25 protein-coding genes are annotated in these 23,324 nt (G+C 50.8%); 11 read left to right on the top strand and 14 right to left on the bottom strand.

The window, feature by feature from the left end; translation table 11 throughout:
- Positions 1-101: 101 nt before the first annotated feature.
- Entirely contained in the window at positions 102-569 is a 468-nt protein-coding gene (rnhA, locus tag BMW46_RS13175) for a ribonuclease HI (RefSeq protein WP_074709120.1), read from the bottom strand.
- A complete protein-coding gene (locus BMW46_RS13170) occupies positions 566-1,345 on the bottom strand; it encodes a class I SAM-dependent methyltransferase (protein ID WP_074709119.1) in 780 nt (259 codons plus the stop codon). The genes rnhA and BMW46_RS13170 overlap by 4 nt, the downstream gene beginning before the upstream one ends.
- Before the next feature lie 160 nt (positions 1,346-1,505).
- On the opposite strand from BMW46_RS13170, the gene gloB reads away from it, so the two are divergent.
- The 3 genes from gloB (at position 1,506) to gnd (ending at position 4,630) form a co-directional block, all read left to right on the top strand.
- Complete coding sequence (gene gloB / locus BMW46_RS13165) at positions 1,506-2,300, top strand: hydroxyacylglutathione hydrolase (RefSeq protein WP_074709118.1); 795 nt, start codon at positions 1,506-1,508, stop codon at positions 2,298-2,300.
- 240 nt (positions 2,301-2,540) lie between these two features.
- Positions 2,541-3,674, top strand: a complete 1,134-nt coding sequence (tal, locus tag BMW46_RS13160) for a transaldolase (RefSeq protein WP_074709117.1) — start codon at positions 2,541-2,543, stop codon at positions 3,672-3,674.
- Between the two features lie 50 nt (positions 3,675-3,724).
- Positions 3,725-4,630 carry a phosphogluconate dehydrogenase (NAD(+)-dependent, decarboxylating) gene (gene gnd / locus BMW46_RS13155; protein WP_074709116.1) on the top strand — a complete coding sequence of 302 codons (906 nt, stop codon included), beginning with the start codon at positions 3,725-3,727 and terminating at the stop codon, positions 4,628-4,630.
- A 298-nt stretch (positions 4,631-4,928) separates the two neighbouring features.
- Here the strand turns inward: gnd and BMW46_RS13150 are convergent, their stop codons facing one another.
- Complete coding sequence (locus BMW46_RS13150; RefSeq protein ID WP_074709115.1) at positions 4,929-6,845, bottom strand: hybrid sensor histidine kinase/response regulator; 1,917 nt, start codon at positions 6,843-6,845, stop codon at positions 4,929-4,931.
- A gap of 786 nt (positions 6,846-7,631) precedes the next feature.
- Here BMW46_RS13150 and BMW46_RS13140 point away from each other — a divergent pair.
- The 5 genes from BMW46_RS13140 to pgl all read left to right on the top strand — a co-directional run bounded on the left by BMW46_RS13140 (position 7,632) and on the right by pgl (position 11,129).
- Complete coding sequence (locus BMW46_RS13140; protein ID WP_256377068.1) at positions 7,632-8,072, top strand: hypothetical protein; 441 nt, start codon at positions 7,632-7,634, stop codon at positions 8,070-8,072.
- A gap of 466 nt (positions 8,073-8,538) precedes the next feature.
- Positions 8,539-8,730 (top strand): hypothetical protein, encoded by a 192-nt coding sequence (locus BMW46_RS13135; RefSeq protein ID WP_143121473.1) that lies wholly within the window; start codon positions 8,539-8,541, stop codon positions 8,728-8,730.
- A 339-nt stretch (positions 8,731-9,069) separates the two neighbouring features.
- Positions 9,070-9,546: a hypothetical protein gene (locus BMW46_RS13130; RefSeq protein WP_143121472.1), complete on the top strand. Its 477-nt coding sequence runs from the start codon at positions 9,070-9,072 to the stop codon at positions 9,544-9,546.
- 401 nt (positions 9,547-9,947) lie between these two features.
- Positions 9,948-10,352: a DoxX family protein gene (locus BMW46_RS13125; RefSeq protein ID WP_074709111.1), complete on the top strand. Its 405-nt coding sequence runs from the start codon at positions 9,948-9,950 to the stop codon at positions 10,350-10,352.
- Positions 10,353-10,415: 63 nt separating this feature from the next.
- On the top strand, positions 10,416-11,129 hold the full coding sequence (pgl, locus tag BMW46_RS13120) for a 6-phosphogluconolactonase (protein WP_074709110.1): 714 nt from the start codon (positions 10,416-10,418) through the stop codon (positions 11,127-11,129).
- Between the two features lie 58 nt (positions 11,130-11,187).
- Here the strand turns inward: pgl and BMW46_RS13115 are convergent, their stop codons facing one another.
- The gene (locus BMW46_RS13115) at positions 11,188-11,829 is read right to left on the bottom strand and encodes a helix-turn-helix transcriptional regulator (RefSeq protein WP_011380956.1); all 642 of its coding nucleotides are present in this window, start codon (positions 11,827-11,829) and stop codon (positions 11,188-11,190) included.
- A 227-nt stretch (positions 11,830-12,056) separates the two neighbouring features.
- On the opposite strand from BMW46_RS13115, the gene BMW46_RS13110 reads away from it, so the two are divergent.
- Positions 12,057-12,569, top strand: a complete 513-nt coding sequence (locus tag BMW46_RS13110) for a hypothetical protein (protein ID WP_371113518.1) — start codon at positions 12,057-12,059, stop codon at positions 12,567-12,569.
- A 59-nt stretch (positions 12,570-12,628) separates the two neighbouring features.
- Here the strand turns inward: BMW46_RS13110 and BMW46_RS13105 are convergent, their stop codons facing one another.
- From BMW46_RS13105 to BMW46_RS13090, 4 genes are all read right to left on the bottom strand, one after another.
- Complete coding sequence (locus tag BMW46_RS13105; RefSeq protein WP_218141800.1) at positions 12,629-13,294, bottom strand: N-acyl homoserine lactonase family protein; 666 nt, start codon at positions 13,292-13,294, stop codon at positions 12,629-12,631.
- Between the two features lie 178 nt (positions 13,295-13,472).
- Positions 13,473-13,718, bottom strand: coding sequence for a hypothetical protein (locus BMW46_RS13100; RefSeq protein ID WP_074709109.1), 246 nt, complete (start codon positions 13,716-13,718; stop codon positions 13,473-13,475).
- A gap of 82 nt (positions 13,719-13,800) precedes the next feature.
- The gene (locus BMW46_RS13095) at positions 13,801-14,781 is read right to left on the bottom strand and encodes a bile acid:sodium symporter family protein (protein ID WP_074709108.1); all 981 of its coding nucleotides are present in this window, start codon (positions 14,779-14,781) and stop codon (positions 13,801-13,803) included.
- A gap of 38 nt (positions 14,782-14,819) precedes the next feature.
- Positions 14,820-15,539, bottom strand: a complete 720-nt coding sequence (locus BMW46_RS13090; RefSeq protein WP_256377067.1) for a methyltransferase — start codon at positions 15,537-15,539, stop codon at positions 14,820-14,822.
- A gap of 360 nt (positions 15,540-15,899) precedes the next feature.
- On the opposite strand from BMW46_RS13090, the gene BMW46_RS13085 reads away from it, so the two are divergent.
- Positions 15,900-16,634 (top strand): hypothetical protein, encoded by a 735-nt coding sequence (locus BMW46_RS13085; protein WP_074709106.1) that lies wholly within the window; start codon positions 15,900-15,902, stop codon positions 16,632-16,634.
- Positions 16,635-16,659: 25 nt separating this feature from the next.
- On the opposite strand, the gene BMW46_RS13080 is transcribed toward BMW46_RS13085, so the two are convergent.
- Complete coding sequence (locus BMW46_RS13080) at positions 16,660-18,069, bottom strand: ATP-binding protein (protein ID WP_074709105.1); 1,410 nt, start codon at positions 18,067-18,069, stop codon at positions 16,660-16,662.
- A gap of 1 nt (position 18,070) precedes the next feature.
- Positions 18,071-18,769: a response regulator transcription factor gene (locus tag BMW46_RS13075; RefSeq protein ID WP_074709138.1), complete on the bottom strand. Its 699-nt coding sequence runs from the start codon at positions 18,767-18,769 to the stop codon at positions 18,071-18,073.
- Positions 18,770-18,988: 219 nt separating this feature from the next.
- Here BMW46_RS13075 and BMW46_RS13070 point away from each other — a divergent pair, with 219 nt between their 5' ends.
- A complete protein-coding gene (locus tag BMW46_RS13070; RefSeq protein WP_074709104.1) occupies positions 18,989-19,477 on the top strand; it encodes a Spy/CpxP family protein refolding chaperone in 489 nt (162 codons plus the stop codon).
- Positions 19,478-19,666: 189 nt separating this feature from the next.
- Here the strand turns inward: BMW46_RS13070 and BMW46_RS13065 are convergent, their stop codons facing one another.
- The 4 genes from BMW46_RS13065 to BMW46_RS13050 are packed head-to-tail and all read right to left on the bottom strand — an operon-like array spanning position 19,667 to position 23,257.
- Entirely contained in the window at positions 19,667-20,266 is a 600-nt protein-coding gene (locus BMW46_RS13065; RefSeq protein WP_218141799.1) for a PqiC family protein, read from the bottom strand.
- Between the two features lie 26 nt (positions 20,267-20,292).
- Positions 20,293-21,951, bottom strand: a complete 1,659-nt coding sequence (locus tag BMW46_RS13060; RefSeq protein ID WP_074709102.1) for a PqiB family protein — start codon at positions 21,949-21,951, stop codon at positions 20,293-20,295.
- On the bottom strand, positions 21,929-22,630 hold the full coding sequence (locus BMW46_RS13055) for a paraquat-inducible protein A (protein WP_074709101.1): 702 nt from the start codon (positions 22,628-22,630) through the stop codon (positions 21,929-21,931). Before BMW46_RS13055 ends, BMW46_RS13060 begins: the two co-directional genes overlap by 23 nt.
- 3 nt (positions 22,631-22,633) lie before the next feature.
- Positions 22,634-23,257: a paraquat-inducible protein A gene (locus BMW46_RS13050; RefSeq protein WP_256377073.1), complete on the bottom strand. Its 624-nt coding sequence runs from the start codon at positions 23,255-23,257 to the stop codon at positions 22,634-22,636.
- Positions 23,258-23,324: the final 67 nt, after the last annotated feature.

The following is a 23,324-nucleotide window of genomic DNA, read 5'->3' as shown; positions in this document are numbered from 1 at the left end:
TATTGCGGATAATCCCCCCGGTTTAACTCTTCCCTCTTTGCCTTACAGAAAATCACTTCTAGCCGAATGACTTCTAGGAGATTGAGTGGGTGATTACCCGTCTAATTTGCAGAAACGCCCCGCAGCGCCGTCTGCACGCCCCGGTTGGCAAGCATATCGGCATATTCGTTGCCATCATGGCCCGAATGCCCCCGCACCCATAGCCATTCTATTTTGTGGCGCTGCGTCAGCAGATCGAGTTCTCTCCACAAGTCATCATTCTTTACCGGCTTTTTGTCGGCGGTACGCCAATCGCGCTTTTTCCAGGCGTGTATCCACTCGCTGATACCCTTCTGTACATACAACGAGTCGGTGTGCAAGCGTACTTCACATGGTTTGGTCAGCGCTTCCAGCGCTCGAATGACAGCGAGCAGCTCCATGCGATTATTGGTGGTCATTTTCTCTCCACCGAATAATTCGCGTCTATGCCCGTTGTATTGCAGCAATGCGCCCCACCCGCCCACCCCCGGATTCCCCTTGCAGGCTCCATCGGTAAATATTTCGACTACCTCGGCAGATTTCGCTTTCACTTCTCGCCTTGCGGTAAAGTTTCAATGCGTGCAGCCCTGCGCGGCTCATTCGCGGCGGCTGTGCCTTTGATCTTGCGTGCAATCGGCGACATTGCTCTCCTCCTCGCCCTCGCCTCTTTCCATTCAGGCTTGATAACGCGCATGCCATGAACACGCTTCACCGCCGTGAGGAAATAGACGCCCCCGGAGAAGCGCCACCAGCGGTCTCCTGCCTCTTCCATGAAATGACAACGCTTCAGCCATTTCTCCTGACTGAATGGGGGCGCGTAACAGCATAGGCGGTCTTCCGTGATTTCAAAATCCAATAATGTCAGCCAGTCCTTGAGCCGCGGCAACGCGATGAAATTGCCCCGCCACGGAAAACTCCCCTCTCGCGGCGAGCCGAACAAGCCTCTTATGCCCCAGAGGCTGCGGGGATTGAAACCGGAAACAATAAGGTTACCTTCCGGCATCAATATCCGCTGCACCTCACGGAGTATCTGATGGGGATTGGAGCTGAATTCAAGCATATGGGGCATAAGCACGAGATCGGTGCTGTTCGTTTCGATCGGCAGAAAGTCAGGAGTGGCAAGAACGTCCGCTCCTTTTTCAGGGGCCGCACAAAACTTGAGCGGCATACGGTTTGTGTGCAGGAAATCGTATTGCGGAAACCCGATCTGCATGGCGTTGTAACCGAACACGTTTGCCACCGCCCTATCGAAATATTTTTGCTCCCGTTCCAGCAGATACTGACCCAGGCAGGTTTCAAACCACTCGACTATACTTTTGGTTTGCATATTTAGCGTCAACTGGCGTTCAACCAGCAGTGTCTATGACTCGATCATGTAAAATCGCTCAGCTCATGAATCAGCAGAAATATCTGCCTGACTTGTTGCTCACCCTTCGGGCACCTCCGCCGGCTACTAGCCGCCCCAAAATACCTGAATAGCGCCCATCATGACTACTACTCCCAATATCGTTCCGATTCACGCTTTCAAGGACAATTACATCTGGCTCATCCGCGATCATTACCATGCTGCCGTTATAGACCCGGGCGATGCGTCCCCTGTTCTGGATTATCTGAGCCGCGAACAGCTGAAGCTCATCGCCATTCTCAATACTCATCACCATCCCGATCACGTGGGCGGAAATGCTGAACTGTTGCGGGAATTTGCCGTACCGGTCTTTGGTCCGGCGAAAGAATCGATTCCGACGCTCACCCATCGTCTCAAGGAATGCAGTGATATAGAAAACGAAGAAGGCTGTGTATATCTTCCGGAATTCTCACTCAGCTTCCGGGTGCTCGATATCCCTGGCCACACCTCCGGACATATCGCCTATTATGGCGCAAACATGCTCTTTTGTGGTGATACCCTGTTTGGCTGCGGGTGCGGACGGTTGTTCGAAGGTACAGCGCAGCAAATGGTCGACTCGCTGGAAAAACTGGCGGATTTGCCCAAGGACACTCTGATCTATTGCGGCCATGAATACACGCTCAGCAATATCCGCTTCGCAAGAACAGTCGAACCCAGCAATCAGGCATTGGCGAAGCGCGAAGTGGAAGCCGAAAAATTGCGTAACGAAGGCCTGCCCACCCTGCCCTCCACCATTGCGCTGGAAAAAGCGACCAATCCGTTCCTGCGCTGTACTGAAGCGGAAGTCATCGAAAGCGCCAGCGGCCATGCAGGGAAACCGCTAAACGACCGTGTCAGCGTATTTGCCGCCATCCGGGAATGGAAAAATCACTTTTGACATTATCTTTTTCTATACGCCGGTTCTCCAAAAGCTTGTCTCGAAAATAAATTTGAATGGTAAAGCAATTGCGTTGTCCTAACTTTGTGCTTTACTCGGGGAACTCACTACAACCCCTGCACGCACGCAAAAAACAGCAAGATTAGCGCGCTTCCGTCATGGAATACTGGATTTCCGAATCCATGACGTCATCCACTCCGCCGCTCACTGCAGCGGCGCTACGCTTTCGGAGGACAATACATGAACCCGTTGGAACAGCTATTGCAATTCGGACAATCCGTCTGGCTGGATTCGATCAGCCGCGATCTCATCAAGAGCGGGCAACTGCAGCGCCTGGTAACCGGGGACAAGCTGCATGGCCTGACAAGCAATCCCACTATTTTCGAGCAGGCAATCGGGCACAGCGATGCTTACGACAACGCGCTGCGCCAGCTATTGCGGGTCAATGAAAAACAAACCGAAAAGACCCTGTTCGAGGCGCTGGCTATCGAGGATATTCGCATGGCCGCAGATGTATTGCGATCCGTATATGATGAAACCCATGGTGGAGACGGGTACGTCAGCCTAGAGGTATCACCCCACCTAGCACGCGATACCGGAGGCAGTATCGCGGAAGCCAAGCGCTTATGGCAAGCCGTGGAGCGGCCCAATCTCATGATTAAAATTCCCGCTACCCCCGAGGGAATTCCAGCAATTGAGCAACTGATAAGCGAAGGCATCAACGTCAATGTCACCCTGATGTTCTCTCTGCGCCACTATGAGGCCGTGGCACATGCGTACATTACGGGGCTTGAACGCCGGGATGCTTATTCGCCTGGCGGAAACAAGATATGGCCTGTTTCGGTCGCCTCGTTTTTCGTCAGCCGGGTGGATAACGTAATCGATCCCATGCTGGAAAAGATCGGCACCCAGGAAGCGCTCGCCTTGCGCGGGAAAATTGCCATTGCCAATGCCAAACTTGCCTATCAACGCTTCCGCGAGACATTTTATGGAGAGCCATTTGCTGTCTGGCGCGAAAAAGGTGTGCACGTCCAGCGGACATTGTGGGGCAGCACCAGCACAAAAAATCCCGCATATTCGGATGTGTTGTACGTCGAGGAATTGGTCGGCCCCGACACCATCAATACGATGCCACTCAAAACGCTGGAAGCATTCCGGGATCACGGACGGGCTAGCGAAACTCTTGGAAAAGGACTCGCACAAGCTGAAGCCGACGTGGCGCAGCTTAAGGAGCTGGGGATCGATCTCAACGCAGTTACCGAAAAACTTCAAAATGATGGGGTCGATTCTTTCGCTGCATCCTATGACAAGCTTCTTGCCTCACTGAAGAAAAAGCGCCAGGAAATTCTCACTACCAGCGACCAGACAGCCTGAACCGGTCCAAGATTATTATTCAGCAGAGAACAATTGCCAAGGGAGGGATCATGGAACTGGGAATGATTGGATTGGGGCGAATGGGAGGCGCGATGTCGCAACGGCTGCTGCAGGCGGGACACCAGGTGGCGGGTTATGCTCGCAGCACTGATACGGTGAAGCAGTTGGAAGAAAAAGGCCTCGTCGCTGCCTCCTCGGTGGAGGAGCTGGTTAGCAAGTTGAAGCCGCAGCGCATCATCTGGCTGATGATTCCGTCAGGAAAACCGGTGGATGAAACCATCGGCATTTTGATGCCGCTGCTGGAGGCTGATGACGTCATCATCGATGGCGGAAACTCGGATTACAAGGATACTCTGCGCCGCGCGGAAACGCTCAGAACACGTCAGATTCACTATGTCGATGTGGGCACCAGCGGCGGTGTCTGGGGCCTTGAAAACGGCTACAGTATGATGGTAGGCGGCAACGATGCCGTGGTGGCACACCTGCGACCCCTCTTTGAAACTCTTGCTCCCGGCCCAAATAAAGGATGGGGTCACGTTGGTCCATGTGGCGCGGGTCATTTTACCAAAATGGTCCACAATGGCATCGAGTACGGAATAATGCAGGCCTACGGCGAAGGTTTTGCAATCATGCACCATAAGAAAGAATTCAAGCTGGACTTGCATCAGGTTGCGGAAATCTGGCGCTACGGCAGCGTGGTTCAATCCTGGCTGCTTGATCTGACCGCTGCTGCCCTGGAAAAAAACCCCGGTCTCGAAGGCATCGCACCCTATGTTGCCGATTCCGGAGAGGGACGCTGGACGGTAGCCGAGGCGATAGACCTGAACGTCGCCGCGCCTGTCATTACCTTGTCGTTGTTGCAACGATTGCAATCACGGGATTCTGATTCGTTCTCCGACAAGCTGCTATCGGCGCTCCGCAATCAGTTCGGCGGACATGCAATGAAGAAGGAGTAGCCGTACGATAAACCCTTAGGCCCGGAAAGGGTGTTCGCGCTGAGTCATAGCTCTGAGTTATAGCTTTAAGATTGAAGGTTGCGATATTTACGCTTGGAGCAACAGCAACGCTAAAAGGTCGGGTCCGGTGAGGAAATGGACAAAGGAAGGGCTGGCAAGTGGCTTATGGATTGTTTCGCATATGCGAAGCAATCCTGCAAAATTCAATAGCGATCAAAGCTTTCCTTCGCTCCATAGCGAATGGCTGACTTGGGAAAACTTTTTCAATCAAGATGGCGTCCCCAATGGGGAAATTACACTAGTCCGCCATTCGGAGCATTTTGGCTATTTCTGAAATACGATAAGGCTTCCTTATAAATCTAAAGTTTTCCATGGGAGGATTTTCTGCTCTTGATGCAGGAAAGGTATAACCCGAAGCCAAGATTACTTTGATATTGGGAAGAAGGCTACGTGCCTCTCGGGCAAGATCAATACCGCTCATCCCTGGCATGACAACATCACTGAATAGAACATCGATATCCGGCGTCTTTTTGAGGATTTCCAGTGCATTCTCACCCGTGTTTGCGGATAGCACGTCATAGCCCATGTTCCGGAACAATTCAATGGTGATATCCAGAACATCCGCCTGATCATCCACCACCAATGCCTTCTCATTTCCGCTTGCCAAGCCACCGGAACCTTCATTCGTGTCCCCTTCCAGCGCTGGCACGAATAGGGAAATAGCAGTGCCTCTGCCCACCGTCGTCTCAATTACCATATCCCCGTCGAATTGCTTGATCGTCCCGTACACCTGACTCAGCCCCAGCCCTGACCCTTTGCCAACGTCCTTCGTGGTAAAGAACGGCTCCACGGCTTGCGCCGCCACTTCCGGCGACATCCCTGTGCCGGTATCTTTCACAGTAACTTTCACATAGCATCCTGCGGGCAGCTCATTGATTTCCTTTTCACCCAGTTCGAGTTGTTCAGTACTCAATGTAATAGCGCCCCCATCGGGCGTAGCATCACGCGCATTGATAACCAGGTTTAATAACGCCGCCTCGAAGTGCGGTGCATCGATGATTACCGGTGGTAAAAGCGGATCAAGTTTCACCTCAAACTCAATAGAACTTTTATTGGCTCTGCGGAGTACCGGTTCAAAAGAACGTATGACGTGATTCAAATTGTACTTATCTTGCTTTAAGGGTTGCTTACGAGCAAACGTCAACAATTGTTGCGTTAACATGGTCCCCTGAGCGGCAGCGCGCTGCATGCTCTCGATCATCCTGGTGGAAGTTGGCGTCTGTGCCTCCTTTATAAGGATTTCAATCCCGTTGACAATGACGTTAAGCAAGTTATTGAAGTCGTGAGCGATACCGCCCGTCAATTTGCCGATCGCTTCCAGTTTCTGGGACTGGAACAAGGCTTCTTTGGCACGCTCCAGCGCCTGTTCGGCCTCTCGCTTTTCCGTGATATCACGCGTGATTTTTGCAAAACCAATCAATTCGCCAAGATCGTTTCTAATTGGGCCTATCACTACATTTGCCCAAAACCTGGAGCCATCTTTCCGTACCCGCCAGCCTTCGCCTTCAAAGCGACCCTCCGCTTCCGCGGTCTGTAATGCCACCAATGGCAAGCCCTCGGCCTTGTCTTCCTCTATATAAAAGCGGGAGAAATGAGTGCCAACGGCTTCAGTTTGGGTGAAACCAGTGATCCGGCGTGCCCCTGGATTCCAATTGGTAATGGTGCCATCCACCGACAGCATGTAGATCGCGTAGTCTGTCACGCTCTCGACCAGTAACCGGAATTGCTCTTCACTGGCATGCAGAGCCTCGGTTGCCTTCTTGCGCTCGGTAATGTCACGGGTGATTTTAGCGAAGCCAATCAGCGTGCCCTTGGTATCCCGAATTGGATCAATGACGATGCTGGCCCAGAACCGATTGCCATCCTTGCGTACGCGCCAGCCTTCATCTTCGAATCTTCCCTCGTTGATTGCCGTTTGCAAGGCCTTGAATGGAATGTTGGCTGCCCTATCTTCCTCTGTATAAAACCGGGAAAAGTGCTGACCTATGATTTCTTCAGCCGTATAGCCTTTAAACCTCTGCGCACCCGCATTCCAACTGCAGACGCGGCCTTCGGGGCTGAGCATGTAAAGCGCGTAGTCAGTGACGCTGGCAACAAAGAGCTGAAAGCGTTCTGATTCAGCGTATGACTCGATAGAAACAGGAGAAGGTTCCATTGCGAGTAATCCAGTTCCGCTGTTTTTTCTTATTGCAGAATTTAATGAAGAATTAAATTGATGGAAGACCCAGCGCAAGTAGCGCTAAAAACATCCCGAAAACCAATTCGGGAGACCCACTTTGGTGGAAGCATCCAAGGATGCTGTCAGAACGAGCGAGGAACTTCGCTTCTCACGATATTTTCTTTGCATGTGCCACATTGTACCTGTGCGGCATTCTTCGTGAGGGGAAAACCATCCTACAGCTTTGCTGAACAAAAACAGCGCTATCTTCAACAGCGACAGTTTCTTGAAACAGGTCCGATTATTTGCCTGGTGGATACTGGCAATTTCTAGGGAAGTTGCGACTGCGCCTTCCAGCAGGTCTGGAAAACCATTCATAGGCGCGCTCTCGCACAACGATGGCTAGCCATCACATGCTCCTAACCGCGTCCATTAACGTATCAGGTGAAGATCATCGGCTCCAGGCCTGGCTGGTTTTCCCCCTCCTTCTACCGATTGCCCAGCCCCCTATAGATCCGTGAGAAGCATCAATAGTTCAATATCAAAATGTGAAGCAGCTCAGCGGGAATGAAGCCCAGAACATGAAAGGTGAGACTCTTCCCTACAATATGGAAAGAAAAACAACGCGATGACAAATCAGCAAAAGTTGACGGATGTCATTCTAATCACACTTAAAACATAAACAAGTTGACAAAGTTTGGAAATTCACATATTCTTCACATATAGAAGCTGGCTGTTATTAACGTGATTGATTCGGTTATTCCAAAATGCTGAAGAGGTGTGATGATGAAGATCGATAAAATTATCGCTACATTCTTCCTGTTCAGCCTTATAGTCGCAATGAGCTTGCCCGTCCAGGCAACGGCCGAGGTGGAAAGTTTTGATGTCGAGGCCGCATCGCGTAACGCGGTGACCAGAAGTGATCACGAAGTCGTCGCCGGATATTACGACAACGCGGCCGTGGAGACGCAGGCAAAAGCACAGGAGCAGGAACACCTGCTCGAGCAGTATGAGGATAAAAGCTATCTCTACGGTAGAGAAGCTCAGGACATGCTGGCCCATACTTACGCATTAGCACGCAAGTATGAGAAGGAGACGCAAGCCAATACCAGGGAAGCGGCACTGCACCGGCAAATGGCTTCGCAGCTTGAAGAAAACGACCCCACCTCCCTCACTCCCAGTGGCAGCCTTCAAAAGCTGAGTACGATTTTCGACTTGCATTAGGATCTGTTCCTGCCTGAGTTAATCTCAGAGTGATGTAATCAGAAACAGCAATGTATGGATGAACATCTGTATATTGCCACCAATATTTCATACCTTCAGGCTATCTTATCCCTCGGTTCCGAGGATATCTTCCCTCTTTTCTAAATTGTTGCGGAATCTCAACCGTAACAAAACTCGCTGCGTATTCCCCAATAAAATCGGTTTTATGCCGCTCTGAAATAACGTCCTCACAAACGCTTTTCTAATCAAGCAGAAAGATTCATGCTGGATCAATCATTCTTCAACTGATCGAAAAACGGAAATTAACGCAAGATTGAGGGGGCTCAACTAAAGCAAGTTTTTATCGAAAATACTTTACAAATGTGATTTCTTCACATATTCTTCACACATGCTTCACAAACGTAGTAAGAAGTAACAAACGTAGCTTCAAAAAGTAGCTTTTTTCGCTATTGATTTCGTGGAGGGTATGATGATTAAAGGCAGAACAGTGGGCATTTTCTATTCGATGAGCCTGGCCGTTGCGCTGGTTTTTGCTGGGTTTAATGCTGCGGGTGTCGCCACTGCCAAAGAAAACAGCTATTCCATCGCAACTATCGATAAGAGCAATTACAGAGTAGCCGCCTTACAAAAACCCGCTGTACTTACAGAAGTTCGCTAACATTTTTTCAAAATAGCAACAAACGCAGCCGATGCAATGTTGAGTGTATTTTTCTGCCCATTGCATCGGCGCCGCTCCTGGTAACATCCCTCTTCAATAAAAATCCGTGCGCTCTTGCCGCAGGATGCGCATATTTCATTCAGGCAACCGATGCGGGCATTCGGATCTATTCCCTATCTGCTCCGGTGCCCTGAGCACAACTGCAACCTCTGTCCCTTGCCTGAACCACTTTAAACATAAAAAATTGACGAAGTAACTTACATAAACTAGCATTAAGTACGTTCACCGTTTTTTTACCTGCTAAGGCAACGCCATTTGATACTCTGCTCCGGTAAAACAATGAGACAGACTGGCACTCTGCTTATCATGTTGATTTTACTAGCACCAATCGCCCAGGCGGCTGATCATTCTGATACCCGGATCACCCAGACCCTTGCGCAGAATGATGAGCAGAACTCAAATGCACACGCGGCAGCCGAGAGTCATTTCGAAGATGAGCTCATGAAAAAACATGAGACGGTTGCCAAATACTACGAAGATGAAGCAAGAAAATCACGGGCGAAGATAAAGGAACTGCAGGTGATGCTTGCGCATTACGAGGAAAAAAGCTACCTGTACGGAAAAAAAGCGCAGGACCTGCAAGCGCATACTGAAGCCCTGGTAAGAAAATATGAAGAGGCTGCAAAGGCAGATGCAAGAGAAGCTGCCTCTCACCGTCAAATTGCTTTGACATTTAAAGAAAAAAATCGCCCTGCGTCAAAAACTCAAAGGTTGAGCGTTGTTGAATCCTATGACTCAACTGTTTTACCGAAATAAGAGCAAGGGGGGGAGGTAAGAGCATACGGAGAAATTCCACAGCGATATAGCCAAACTCCCACTTTTTCCCTTCATCCTCACGGACGGCAAGCAGTCCTGCTCCAGTCCCTCAAGATACGATACTTTCCCAGATTTCTTTACTGACGACTCATTGGAGTTAGCTGAAATTCCGCTAAATAATGATGACCTGGGGGCTACCGATACCCGCTAAAACTTGGTTGTTTGTCCTGTCAACTGCCGATCCGGCTTCCAGCCATGATATGCTGAACGGGTTATCTGGAATATGACCGTCACAAATAATTACCCGGATGGGTCCACAATAATTTGTGAAGCGGTGAAGTCCAGATAAATAAGAAGCGAATGGATTTGGGCCTTCGATATCCAACTTCTCAAGGATACTTATGCAAAATTTCCTCCGAAATGATGATTTAGGCAAATTGATTCTGCGCTTGACTGTAGGAGTATTGATACTATTTCACGGGTTGCACAAAATACTTAACCCGGCATCCCTTGATTTCATCAGCAAGCAACTGACCGGCATCGATTTACCGCCCATACTGGCTTACGGAGTTTACCTCGGTGAAGTCGTCGCGGCGCTAATGGTGATCTTCGGTTTTTTCTCGCGTCTCGGCGGTTTGCTGATCTTCGGTAACATGATTTTTGCGCTTCTATTGGCCCACTCTGATCAGTTATTTACATTCACCAACACGGGAGGGTGGGCGCTTGAATTGCAAGGGTTTTATTTATTTTCGGGTCTTACGATATTTTTCCTGGGTAGCGGAAGATGGGCCATACGGCAAGACTGACGAAGCAACCCGCGTCAATGTTCATTATGGTTACACATCAAAATAACAAAGGAATTTCTACTGATGGAATCAACCGATCTCCAACAATACAGATGGCATGAATACGCCGACCTGACCGCCCTCCAGGATGCAGCCGTGGCTGCTATCCTGGATAGCGCCGCCTCTGCCATTCAGGAGCGTGGACGCTTTAATCTCGTTCTTGCCGGGGGTGAATCGCCGCGCGAAATCTATCGGAGATTATGCAGCGCGCCAGCAGATTGGTCTCTCTGGCATATCTATTATGGAGACGAACGCTGCATGCCGCCCACTCAGGAAGAACTGAATTCCCATATGGCAGAAGAAGCATGGCTTAGCCATGTGCCCATTCCTCCGGCCCAGATTCATGCCATCCCCAATGGTCCCCGCGCAGATAAAGCTGCGGAAGCGTATGCACAAACATTGCGCGGTGTGGGTTATTTCGACTTGACACTGCTCGGACTCGGTTCGGATGGCCATACCGCAAGCCTGTTCCCGGGTAATGATTGGGGAATGGCGCCGGATTCGCCTGATACACTGGCAATATTCAACTCTCCCAAGCGTCCCCCACAGCGCGTGTCACTGAGTGCGACACGTTTAAATCGTTCGCGAAGGATAATATTTCTGGTGAGCGGCGAATCAAAGCATAATGCAGTAGCAAGATGGCGCGCCGGGGAAAATATACCGGCCAAGGCTATAATGGGGGAAAACGGTGTGGATATACTGGTGGAATCGACATTACTGTTACTGTCGAAGGGGTGATGGGATTTAAATCAATAAAGGAAAAACAGAAAATGGAGGCAAAAAAAAGGAGTAGAAACTACTCCTTTTTGGATACAAACCTGAATCGACATAATTCTCCCCCGCGAGCCATACATTCATGTTGCTCAACCTTGCTGTCGGTAAAAGTTTCCATGAGTCCGCGGTCCAGATGGCAGATTTCCATGTCTTTTGCCGCCATCTGGTGAAATACGCAATTATCCGCTTCAATCACCTTTTCGCCGTTTGGTAAGGTAGCACTTTTCGCGTTGTAGCCAAGCTGATCCATTACTTCTGTCAGCTTGTCAATTTTTTCCTCCTTGGTATTCAAGTCCGGATATTGGCCGCGTATCTGCTCTGCGATACCTGCACCGATTTCAGACAAGCGCTTACCCATGTTTTCAACGCCTTCTTCGCGCCGAACCGAGGCCAATACCAATTGTGCCAGCCAGGAATACTGACGGGGAAAACTCTCCTTGCCAAGTTCGGTAAGAACATAAAGCTGTTGAGGTCTTCCGCCTCCTGACGGGCGCGTATTTCCAGCCGTTACCAGACCGGCACCCTCCAGAGAAGAAAGATGTTGCCGAACTGCATTTCTTGTAATCTCCAGACCTTTTGAAAGTTCATCCACACTCAGGCCTGGCCTGCTTCCACGCAAAAGCTTAAGCAATTGCTTCTGCCGTTCACCTATCGTATTTAGCATCTGATATACCCCCTTCCACCCCCGTCATATAAGAATTACCGGCTTCATTATAGACCACTGACAGCCTGCGCCTTTTCTTTAGACACTTTAAACATAAAATAGTTGACAAAATAGCTATGATTTCTTACAATTCCTTCACAAATAAAGAATAATCGGGGTTTGATCCGCCTTGATTCTGCTTTCACCCAACCCTGCTCCTGATTTTCAGGCAGAGTTATCCTGGAATTGTGATTTATTCTACTCCACTGTTTTTTGTAATCTTTTCGGTATCTTTTGGCATTAACCGCATTGATTTTAAAGGAAAGCGCAACATGAAAACAAGGAGAATTTTCGCGATTTTATCCTTCAGTTTACTGGCTGCATGTGCCCAAATGAGCCCGCATGAGGCTGTTCAGAACACGAATATTCGCAGGGCAGCGCAGAATGCCAGAACTCCCAGCGATCATGATGCGTTGAGTAACTATTTTGAGAACGCGGCCAAGGAAATGCAAACCAAGGCTGATGAGCAAAAAAAATTACTCGAGCATTATGAAGAGAAGGGCTATCTCTACGGACGCCAGGCGCAGGATTTGAAGTCGCATACCGCAGCTCTCCTTCACAAATACGAAGCAAATGTAGATGAGAACATCAGGGCAGCCGCCACCCACCGGCAAATGGCGTTAGAGCAGGCGAAACGTGAATATGCCATACGTGAAGGACAGATTGTGAACGCGGAGAGCCGCGCTCACTCCTCGAAGTAAGCAGAAGGCGCAGTAAAAATATCAGGAATCCTCTTGCCGCGGTCCATCAACCGTCTTTTTCAGTCTCTCCAAGCAGGGAAACGTGGCAAGCTCATGAAAAAATCCATATCGTGGTTAGGCCAGAGCTCGCACTTTTCCCTGCTCTCCAGCGCCTTTAACTTGCGGATGCTGCCCAGCGCCAGGGACGCGTTATCCTGCCAGCAGTATCCCGGCGCAATTTCCTCCACCAGATTCTCCCTCAGATCGGCAGCGTCTCCACACAGGATAACCGGCGGTCCCTTTTGAAGCTCGATGAAGAGCGACATATGTCCAGCCGTGTGCCCAGGACTGCTGATCGCATGCACTCCCGGGGCGACGAGATATTCGCCTGTCTTGATTTCCCACTGATTTGAGTTGGCCAACTCGTCGGCAAAAACGCTTCCGTCCGGTCCAGTGCGCGCCGCGGCAACCTCATCCGCCTGGACATGGACAGTGCAGCCTGGCAAATCATGGAGCCCCCCAACGTGATCGAAATGCAAATGGCCTATAAACACGATGTCCACATCCCGTGGCCCGAAGCCCAGTTTCTCCAGATAACGGGGAATGCGCTGCCCTTCCTGCATGTTGGGCGGCTCAACCAGAGGACGCATGGGATCGAAATGACGTGCGCGCAAGATGGGATTGGAAATCTTGCGATAGTCGCAACCCGTATCATATAAGATGCGTCCGTTCGACGTTTCGATCAAATAAGCAAGAATTGGCGCCGCGATAAATTCCCCATGCCCACGGTTACGGGTCGAAATGGTCTTTCATAACGGATTGTTCCCGTCAACAGCGGCCAGACTTTTGTGATATGAGGCATATCGGTTCGCCGGTCGTCATGTGCGATCATCTAGCTGTGAGACGAAAGTAAATCGCCGCAAGCTAATAATCACCCCGCTGGGAAGACACCTCTTCCGAGTGGTCGGAACGATGTTCAATACTGGATATCAGATGAGCGGAAAAATTCATGGCGAAAGGCACGAGCAGCATGGCGGCGAGCAGCACCAGAAGCGCGATATGGCTGCCCATGCTGATTTCTCCCCGCGCCATTTTTCGAAAGAACCACACGACCAGTAGAAAGAAACCTGCCAGAACGAGGATGCTGATCGTTACAAAGCCGCTATCCATCTATCACTGCCCCCTCAGCTCGCTCTGTCTGCACTTGATGAGCGCTATATTACTGCAATTTCCTGCAGTCACGAAAACAGCACTATTCCTCCTGCCGCACGGAGATTGTCAGCGGTACAGGCGAAATGAACCCCTCCTGAACTGGAGCGGGGTTTTGGCGCAACAATGCCGCGAGCACACTGCCCAATAGCGAATGCATAACGGCGGAAACCGCGCCAACGACGGGTGCAAGCGGCAATAATGGAAAAGCCTGTTTGGCCAGCACGACGGCAAGTCCCGAGTTTTGCATCCCCACCTCGATTGCAATCGTGCGGGCACTGTTACCGTAACAGCCAAACAAGCGGGCAAAGCAATAACCGAACAGAAAGCCTGCTCCATGCAATAGCGCAGTCGCCAGGATAAGCTCTCTGCTATAGGCAAGAATAGCCTCTGCATTGGCGGCAAATATCACCGTACAGATAAAAACCACGCCTGCCACTGAAATCAGCGGAGCAACAGGCAGAACCCACCTGACCAGGCGGGGTGCCCACCGGTTGAGCAGCACCCCCAGAAAGACAGGAATAATCACGACTTGAAAGGTCTGCTTGAACAACAACCAGGCATCGACCGGCACGAGAGCGCCCGCGAAAAGCTGGGTCAGCAAGGGTGTGAGCACAACGGCTGCGAGCGTGGAGCAGACCGTCATGACGACTGAAAGTGCGACATCGGCGCCGGCGATGTAGCTGATCAGGTTTGAAGCGGTACCACCCGGAGCGCACCCCACCAGGATGAGTCCCACCGCGAAATGAGGAGGCAGGCTCAACGCTTGGGCTACTATCCAGGCTGTCAAAGGCATGATGGAATACTGCGCGGCGAAGCCGATGGCTACCCCTCGCGGGCTCCGCCCGATGCGGCGAAAATCCTCTACGGATAGTGTGAGCCCCATGCCCAGCATAATGCAGGCAAGAACCGCCACCATCAGGGGGCCCTGGTTGAACGAAGCCAGTGACTCCGGTGCATACAAGGCAAACAGCCCCGAGAGAATCATCCAGAGGGGGAACAGGAGGGTCAACTTCTGCAACATGGAGCTGGGTATCCTGGTATAGCTGCTTATAGCTGCTATCAGTCGTTTCGCGAAAATAGAAGCGTATGATGCTGCGCATGACGGCTGATCACGCGGGTAGAACGAAGCCCGGCTTCCCCGGCCATTCTTCGCAGGGTGGAAAGGCATTCAGGATAATCATGATCGCGAACGTGCGCGCATGCTTCTTCCAGTTGCTCCGGCGGCACGCTCGTCCACTTTTCCCGCATGAAATTGAGATAACCGTCCAGAAAATCCTCCCGCGCCTCATTTTCTTCACGCACCACATCCACTAGTATCAACCAGCCTTCTTTTGAGAGGCAGCGTCCCGCTGCCCGGAAAAACCGCGCCTTTTCATCCAGACTCAGATGATGAATGGCAAACCCGGAGAAAATAACATCCCACGTCTGATTCATAGACTCCATGGTCTGCAGGAGCTCCCCTTGGGTCAGGCTGGCTTCGCCTGGCAATCCTGCGAGGTATTCCCTCGCCTCCTTCAACGCAGCCGCGGACAAGTCCACGCCTTCGTATATCAAAGGAGGAAAGCGTTTCAGGCAAGGCGCAAGATAGCGGGCGTTGCCACATCCCAGATCCAGCAGGCGATACTCTCCCCGATCAGCACGCGACCTCAAAAGCTCCTCAATTCCGGCATAGATCTCCCGGTGAAACATGTAGTTGTGCTCCGTGATCAGATCATAGAGCGACCAGGACCGGGTGAAGATGGCAACAGGTTCAGCGGATAGCATGAATCGGGAAGGCATTCATTACGATGGTAAAATTTTGACCGATTTTCACAATAGACGGGAGAATTCCTTTATTTTAACCTTTTGAAAATGTGTTGGCGACGATCAACTCATTGATAAGACAAGAGGCCTTTGCACCTGGCACGCTCATACGCCCCGCGTTTTTTACTACAATATGGTGGGAACCTGCGATAAAACCACAATAGGGAGGCGAAATGAGTCCTCCAGGGTGTCCCATACCAAAATGCATGTAAGATCGATAGGGAATTTGGAGTCTCCCAAATAGGACAGAGAGTACGAACGCCTGGATATGAGTGGCGAACACTACGAGTGCAAAGTCTGCGGGAGGCGTCACTTTCTTGATTACGAGGAAATGGAATGAACATACCAGCGGGATTCAATAAAGAAGCTTTGCGATACGTAGCCGATGCTCTTGAAACAGAATCAAAAACTGTTGAAGTGGATAATGCGACAGATTATCCATGCCATCCAGAGAGCGCCCCTGCGCAGGCGGCTCGCTTTATCCGGGCTGTCATTGCCGATGCCCCGATGCCCCCCGCACATTCAATTGCACCCAAACCATTCCACGTCGAGAGCCTTCTTGATCAGGAGGACCAGAGTATGGATTGGTGGCAAGATACCATCAAAAATGCATTGGGGGCTGCGCACGAGCATTATCAGGAACGGGTGGAGAACGCTTCGACACTGCAAACACAGAACAGCGAGGGTGAAAATAGCGGGCATGAAATGTGGCAGCTTGCAAGCGAGCGTGACAGCGCTACTGAATGGGCCGATAAACTGGCTCATGCGATAGCGGAACGTCTTGGTATTGATATTGGCGAACTCAGCAACGCAAGCAATCCATGGCAGAGAGCGCTGGATTATTGCGAAATGCCAGCTCAGGAGATTGCTCCTCACGAGCACATGCTAAGACACGTTGCTTCTCATAATGGGTTGAATGCTAGTGATGCTAATGACAAACTCAGGAGAGCAGCTGAGGAAGTTGTTAACTTCCTGGATATGGACGTCAACGAGGAGCAGCTCGTAGATGGATTGAAGCTACTTGAAGGCGCTATTGAAAATCTCCGCGACGCACTGAAAGGGAAGTCATGAGTCAGGGAAATTCAGTGTTTTGCCCTTATTCTCTACCATTACTGTCATTGCCTTGATTCAAATTTTCATCAGATCTCATGGACGGCAAGTGAATCTGGATACTGAGTCCTTCATCCGATTCGTTTCTCGCTACGATTTTTCCACCATGTAGTCGAACAGCCCGATCAGCGATGGCGAGCCCAAGCCCGTGTCCACCTGTTGAGCGAGCCCGGGCTTCTTCCAACCTGACGAAGGGTTGAAAAAGATGGGGCAGCATGTTTTCGGGGGCGCCAGGTCCGTGATCCCGAACCTGAACAACAATTCCATCACGACAGGCGGGGTCTGTCAGCATGCTTATTTCAACCGCCGTAGCGGGTTTTGTATATTTGATGGCATTGCGTACAACGTTTTCTATCGCACTGTGCAGAAGCCCGGGATTTGCCCATACGACCGCTGAGAAAGTATCCCGTAATTCTATCCGGCAGCCCATCGCTGATGCTTCGAATTGCGCATCCTCCACGAGTTCTTCAAGTAGTTCCCGTATGTCCACCTTTTCGGCATGAGCGGAATCCACCCCTGCTTCCAGACGGGAGAGTTCGAGTAGACGCCCGATGAGCTCATTCAAGCGTTCTATTTCCGTCTCCATGCGGTTCAATTCCTTTTCAGCCTGCCCGCCTGACCGCTGCCGCGCAAGCTCCAGCGCAGCCTGTAACCTTGCGAGAGGAGAACGAAGCTCATGTGAGGCGTCGCTCAGCAATTGCCGCTGCGCCCCAAATACCCTCTCGAGTCGCTCGGTCATCTTGTCAAATGCACTTGCCAGTTCCCCGATCTCGTCGCGCCGGCCAGCCATGGAGGGAACGACGCGCTGTGCCAGATCGCCGTTTGCAATATGCTGCGCAGCATACCGTAAACATTCGAGCGGAAAAGTGAGGTAGCGACTAAGCAGCAGGCAGATCAATGCACTTAGCAGCGCGGCGATAGCTACGGGAAGCGCAATCACTCGCGGGCGCTGCAATATCCTGCGCAAGGTGATGCTTTGGAAATCGGGAACCATGTAATAAAGACTTCCATCTGCAAGGCGTATGGGCTGATGATGCGAATATCCTCTCCTGTTCATGCGATTGGGGTATTGTCGCCTCCGCTCCAGCCTTGATGCGATATCAAGAGGAATTTCCCGATCGAGCAGATCGCGACCTGTCTCATCGATCAGGAAAATAGGAATTGCTTCACTCCGATCCAGGTAGTCGAGCCATTCCTTGAGGCCTTCAACACCCTTCTCCCTGGCGGCCGTTCGCCCCTGATCAAAATATCCCGATAGACGCTCACGCATATTCCCGGCATCCTGCTGTACCCGATTATGTTCAAGATAAGTGGAAGCAGCAAACAGAAGTAGCGCAGTGAAAATGATCAGCGTGAACCAGAAAGACAGGAATATTTTCCAGAAGAGCCTGTCCATGTCAGTTTCGTGAATAAATATAACCGACGCCCCGGACCGTCTTGATGCGCTCCTGCCCATCGGGCATTGGCCCCAGTTTTTTACGAAGACTGCTTACATGCACGTCCAGGCTGCGGTCATAGCGGCTCAATTTCCGGCCAAGCGCGCGCTCGGACAAATCCGCCTTCGATACGACATTACCGGCTTCTCGCAACAACACATCCAGCAAGCTGAATTCAGTGCTCGTCACAAATACGGGATTGTTGCCACAGGTAACAGTACGTGAACCTATATGCATAACTAGATCGTCCAATATAATCTTATCAGGCTCACCGCTTCCATTGCGCCGATCCCCTTGTATCTCTGCTCTTCTTAAAATTGCGCGAATCCGTGCCACCATTACACGGGGATTGGATGGTTTCGCCAGATAGTCATCCGCCCCGAGCTCAAGACCGACAATACTGTCGATGTCGTTCCCTCTCGCCGTCAGCATCAATACGGGAAGCAGAGATTGCATGCGCAGCTCACGTAATACATCGAAACCATTCCGATGCGGCATCATCACATCAAGTATCAACAGGTCATACCGGTTCACCGATATCTTGTTCAAGGTTGTGACGCCGTCATAAGCCACATCGACGTCGAAGCCCTCGTCAGTGAAGTAATCCACCAGCATCCCACTCAATTCAATATCGTCATCCGCCAGTAATATCCGCGCCATCATTTCCCCAGGTCAGAATTTTGCAGAGTTCCAAATGCGGCGCATTTGCCTGCTACCGATATTGCCAAATCAAAACAATCAAATATAGGAACTTCTGGTTTTTTTACATAACTTTACATTCCCATAACCCTAATTGACATTGCTTGGCCTTATTCTTTTCCAAGCCGTGCACATTCACGGTGGCATTCTCAAACATCACCATCAAGAGGAGTTGGCTAAATGAAAACAATCATGAAACTTTCATTGATCAGCGGGTTATTAGCAAGTGGCATTGTTTTGGCTGATCCACATTCTGATGCTTATCAGAAATATGCATCATCAGACCACCATCACAGTGCAGGCTCTCGATCCGAGGGGCAAGGTATGGAAGGTAAAAAGGCATTCTGGGACAAAATGGCTGATCGCCTCCAGCTTACTACGGAGCAACGCGCATCGATTGGAGCGATTATGGAAAAATCAAAACCGCAAACAGCAGCTATAAGGGAAAAAATACGAACAAATCGAAGGGAATTACGGGAACTGGCAAGAAATGCCCAGATTGACGATAGTCGAGTACAACAATTGGCACGTGAACGAGGAAATCTGGTAGCCGAATTGGTAACGGAGCGCACGAGAACGCGCCATGCCATCAACCAGATATTAACTGATGCCCAACAAGAACAGATGAAACAAATGCGTGAGAAGAACAGGCATCATGGTAAGGGCTAAAGCATAAACGGGGGCTTCATCTGCAACGGCGGAGAAATGCAGATCTATATCAATTAGCTCGATATTCATGGAGTCTTGACGGCCAGGCACCAGAACCGCTTGGCCGCCCCAACCTCCAGTCCCCCAATATGGGGAAGAGTTGTAACAGAACAGTGGTCGTATCAAAGGCAAAGCGCAAAGTCAAAGCGCTTATTTCTGCGCAGCGCACGTTGGAACACGGCCCATATCCAGCTCGAGCACGTTCTTTGAAATGCTTGTGACCACGCTTGTTACTGCGCGTTGCACACCCCCTACAACACCTTCGACCCCTGCAGAGACGGGCTCCGTAATCACCGCATAACAGGCGACGCTACGAGCATCGGCAGGACGCGTAATCGTCCAACTGAATCTTGCCTTTACGCTGTCATCGATTATTGCGTCGAACTGGCTAAGCTCAATTGCGATTCTGTAGACGATTTGATCGGAAGTACGGCTCCTGTGTGCCTTGTTTACGGCCCCGGTCCAGTTAGCAATACCAGAGGCGAACGCATCTCGCAGTTCATAGTTGAAGGGTGATGACCAGCGATCTTGTTCAAGGATGAAAAGCTGTGTTTCGGGACCAGAATCTTCGTAACGTACAACCAATTGCGGACGCGCAAGCCGTTCTGGAACATTGACTGGCAATATGTCAATGAAAATCGGGGTGGACAGATCTCGTGGCCGGACCTTTATCTCGGGAGGCTCGGACAGCGTATAAAACCGCGTCTCCGGAACCGATACACAGCCAGCGGCCCATAATGTTATCATCATAAAAAATGCACTTCGCCCCAGGCTCGTCATTGTTTATCTTCCCGCTTGCCGCGAATTATCGATTCAGGATGACGCTCCAGATAGTCCGTCACAACCCTGAGTGAAATCGCCGCGCGCGATAATTCCTGCAATGTCTGACGTAAATCCTGCTGCAGAGGTGCCTCTTCGGACAATGTGCGCCCCGCAGCATTTAGAGTCTCGTGCACGTCCTTCATTGCCACGGCTATTTCGGGCGCCACATCATTATTCAATGTCTCCGTCAACTGTCCGGCGCTATTCAGCGTCCTTTGGAGGGTTTTTAACGACTCCTGTAATTCGCTGCCAATTTGATCGAAAGGTACCTTGTTCAACTTTCGCGCTATCTCGGAAATCTGCGTTTGAGTTTCCTCTGCCGTATTGGGAATGGTGGGTATTGCCAACAGCGCCTGGGAAGCAGCTACATCGGCTTTGCGCTTCGAAACATCTCCTTTTTTTGTGACGACGTTAGGAAAGAAATCGAAGGCAACATAAAGTTGTCCGGTAAGAAGATCAGCGCTTCGCAACTGCGCGCGCAAGCCACGATCGATCATGAACTGCAAACGCTGTTGGGCTGTATACGTTGCTTCTTTTCGAAACTGTGCATATCTCCGGCCCAGACGCTCCGGATAAACCTGAACCAGAACTGGCATAGTGAATTCGCGCAGCTTGGGGTCATAATCAATGCCTATCGATTTAACCTGTCCCAATATCAACCCCCGGAAACTCACTTCTGCACCCGGTCTTAGACCACGCAGGGATTGTTTGAAATTAAGCAATATTATTTGCGCGTCGCCATCCGGCTCCTTTAATGCTTCATTCTGATTCTCAGCCAGGATAAAGGCCGTGTCCTCTTTAGCGAGAGTGCCGGGACTATCATCGGGGGATTGGAAAGAAAGACCACCAAACAGAACAGTAGCCAGTGATTGCGACCTGAACTTTAGCCCATCTGCATTAAGTTGCACGTCGAAGCCGCTGGCATGCCAGAAGCGGGTATTGATACCCACAAATCTGTCATAGGGCGAGTTAATGAATATCCGCATGATAATGCCTTTGCCATTTTCATCCAGATCATATGCGGTGACTTGCCCCACCTTGATCCGATGGAAATAGACAGGCGAACCTATATCCAGCGAGCCGATATCGGCCCCATGTAAAAAATACTGCTTTCCGGAAACATCGTGGGTGACTATTGGCGGCGTCTCAAGTCCCACAAATTTGTTTGTCTGCTCGGTTGAAATGCCCGCATCCGCTCCAATGTAAGGGCCCAATAGCAAGGTGGCAAGCCCGGACACTTGCAAACCTGAGACACGTGTACGCACGACCCAGAAACGGCTGTCGGCTGCGGTGAAACTTTGGGCTTCCTTCTTCAATCCCACGGTTACCGAAACGTGAGTGCGATCTTCGCTGAGCGCGATTGACTGAACTGTGCCGATCTCGACTTCTTTATACTTGACCTTGGTTTTGCCAGCCTCGATTCCTTCGCCGGAGAGGAATGTAATGGTGATCTCGGGGCCACGCTGAACCCAGGCCTGAACCAGAAGCGAAACCCCGATAACCGCGGCAAGTATCGGAACCAGCCAGATTAACGAGGAAACCCAGTTTCGCTGACCCACCTTCTTTGGCAAAGGAACGCCTTGCGCGGGATCACCCGCCTCGTCTTGATTCATGTGATCTTCCGGGCTCATGTTCGGTCACGTCCCACATCAAACGGGGGTCAAAGCTGATCGAAGCAAGCATGGTCAGTACCACCACTGCGGCAAAGGCAGCGATACCCTCCCCCGGGTGCACCGTGGCAAAGCCTTTGATCTGTATGAGTCCAGTCATCAGCGTTACTACAAAAACATCCAGCATCGACCAGCGGCCAATTACCGCGACAACGCGATAAAGTTTCGCTCGTAGCAAGAGGTGCCGCTTACTGTGGTCTTGTACCGCGATCAATAGCTGAGTAAGGACCGCCAGCTTGAATAGAGGCACGAGAAAGCTCGCAGTAAAAACAATAAGCGCCAATCCCCAGGAACCGGAATTCCAGAAATAAATGATGCCGCTCATGATCGTGTCTTGCTGTTCCTTTCCGAGGAAAGGAACAGTGATCATGACCGGTAATATATTGGCCGGGACATACATTATGTAGGCGGCGATCACTAAAGCCCAGGTGCGGCGGAGACTGTCAGGTTTACGCAGATGCAATCCTGCACCGCAGCGCCTGCAGCGGTCATGAGCCTTTACATCTTCCCATAAGGTCGCACAATGAGGACATGAGACCATGCCCAGCTTCGCTGCAGTCTTTACGGGCACTCCGCTCCCCGGCGACTGGCTGGCTGGTTGAACGGTTCTATTTGCTGGCACGCTTTATTTCCCTTGTTTCTTGTAACCATATCTGCTGATATAGAGACAGCGCGGGTCAAACGAAAACACCGCCGTCAGCAGGAAAGCAAGAGCACCAAATGCCCACAGCGCAATGCCAGGCAGTACGGTTGCCATACTCGTCAGTTTGACGAACGCAACGATGACACCGAGCAGAAATACCTCCACCATTACCCATGGTCGCAAGACCTGGATCAGGCGTCCCGATAAATTAAACGTTGTTGGGTGTCCGAATCTTCTAAATCTGATTGGGAAGGTAAGCAAATAAATCAAAGCCAGAAGTTGAATCAAGGGAAACAGAATTGTTGTAGCCAACACCAGCAATGCCACGAAGAGCATCCCCTCACCTCTCAAAGAACGGACCGAGCCTATGAGCGTTGCGTGGCTGAACAAACCACTCCGCAGCTCCAATTCAAGGATTGGAAAGACGTGTGCAATGAGATACATACATAAGCCGGCAATTGCCAGTGGTAAGACATGCTTGCGCTGAGCACGCCTGTCGCGTTCCAACTCGGCGCCGCAACGGCGGCAGAATGCGACTTCGCTGCGGCCCAGCGTTAATCTGCGGTAAACCGCATCGCATTCTTCACAAGCAATCAAGTCAGGCACTTCCCGCATGGTTAATTTATTGAAGATTGTCTTTCACTCATACAATGTGGCTCCAAACGGCATTCCC

The organism is Nitrosospira multiformis, assembly GCF_900111585.1.
Taxonomy (GTDB): Bacteria; Pseudomonadota; Gammaproteobacteria; order Burkholderiales; family Nitrosomonadaceae; genus Nitrosospira; species Nitrosospira multiformis_B.
Note: the sequence above shows the minus strand (reverse complement) of the source record. Positions and strands in the feature narration are given on the sequence as shown.

What these genes read in the sequence shown, in the direction of transcription:
- BMW46_RS13170 (WP_074709119.1), bottom strand. Translation starts at nt 1,345, where the DNA reads ATGCAAACCAAAAGTATAGTCGAGTGGTTTGAAACCTGCCTGGGTCAG.
- gloB (WP_074709118.1), top strand. Translation starts at nt 1,506, where the DNA reads ATGACTACTACTCCCAATATCGTTCCGATTCACGCTTTCAAGGACAAT.
- tal (WP_074709117.1), top strand. Translation starts at nt 2,541, where the DNA reads ATGAACCCGTTGGAACAGCTATTGCAATTCGGACAATCCGTCTGGCTG.
- gnd (WP_074709116.1), top strand. Translation starts at nt 3,725, where the DNA reads ATGGAACTGGGAATGATTGGATTGGGGCGAATGGGAGGCGCGATGTCG.
- BMW46_RS13150 (WP_074709115.1), bottom strand. Translation starts at nt 6,845, where the DNA reads ATGGAACCTTCTCCTGTTTCTATCGAGTCATACGCTGAATCAGAACGC.
- BMW46_RS13140 (WP_256377068.1), top strand. Translation starts at nt 7,632, where the DNA reads ATGATGAAGATCGATAAAATTATCGCTACATTCTTCCTGTTCAGCCTT.
- BMW46_RS13135 (WP_143121473.1), top strand. Translation starts at nt 8,539, where the DNA reads ATGATGATTAAAGGCAGAACAGTGGGCATTTTCTATTCGATGAGCCTG.
- BMW46_RS13130 (WP_143121472.1), top strand. Translation starts at nt 9,070, where the DNA reads ATGAGACAGACTGGCACTCTGCTTATCATGTTGATTTTACTAGCACCA.
- BMW46_RS13125 (WP_074709111.1), top strand. Translation starts at nt 9,948, where the DNA reads ATGCAAAATTTCCTCCGAAATGATGATTTAGGCAAATTGATTCTGCGC.
- pgl (WP_074709110.1), top strand. Translation starts at nt 10,416, where the DNA reads ATGGAATCAACCGATCTCCAACAATACAGATGGCATGAATACGCCGAC.
- BMW46_RS13115 (WP_011380956.1), bottom strand. Translation starts at nt 11,829, where the DNA reads ATGCTAAATACGATAGGTGAACGGCAGAAGCAATTGCTTAAGCTTTTG.
- BMW46_RS13100 (WP_074709109.1), bottom strand. Translation starts at nt 13,718, where the DNA reads ATGGATAGCGGCTTTGTAACGATCAGCATCCTCGTTCTGGCAGGTTTC.
- BMW46_RS13095 (WP_074709108.1), bottom strand. Translation starts at nt 14,781, where the DNA reads ATGTTGCAGAAGTTGACCCTCCTGTTCCCCCTCTGGATGATTCTCTCG.
- BMW46_RS13090 (WP_256377067.1), bottom strand. Translation starts at nt 15,539, where the DNA reads ATGCCTTCCCGATTCATGCTATCCGCTGAACCTGTTGCCATCTTCACC.
- BMW46_RS13085 (WP_074709106.1), top strand. Translation starts at nt 15,900, where the DNA reads ATGAACATACCAGCGGGATTCAATAAAGAAGCTTTGCGATACGTAGCC.
- BMW46_RS13080 (WP_074709105.1), bottom strand. Translation starts at nt 18,069, where the DNA reads ATGGACAGGCTCTTCTGGAAAATATTCCTGTCTTTCTGGTTCACGCTG.
- BMW46_RS13075 (WP_074709138.1), bottom strand. Translation starts at nt 18,769, where the DNA reads ATGGCGCGGATATTACTGGCGGATGACGATATTGAATTGAGTGGGATG.
- BMW46_RS13070 (WP_074709104.1), top strand. Translation starts at nt 18,989, where the DNA reads ATGAAAACAATCATGAAACTTTCATTGATCAGCGGGTTATTAGCAAGT.
- BMW46_RS13065 (WP_218141799.1), bottom strand. Translation starts at nt 20,266, where the DNA reads ATGATGATAACATTATGGGCCGCTGGCTGTGTATCGGTTCCGGAGACG.
- BMW46_RS13060 (WP_074709102.1), bottom strand. Translation starts at nt 21,951, where the DNA reads ATGAATCAAGACGAGGCGGGTGATCCCGCGCAAGGCGTTCCTTTGCCA.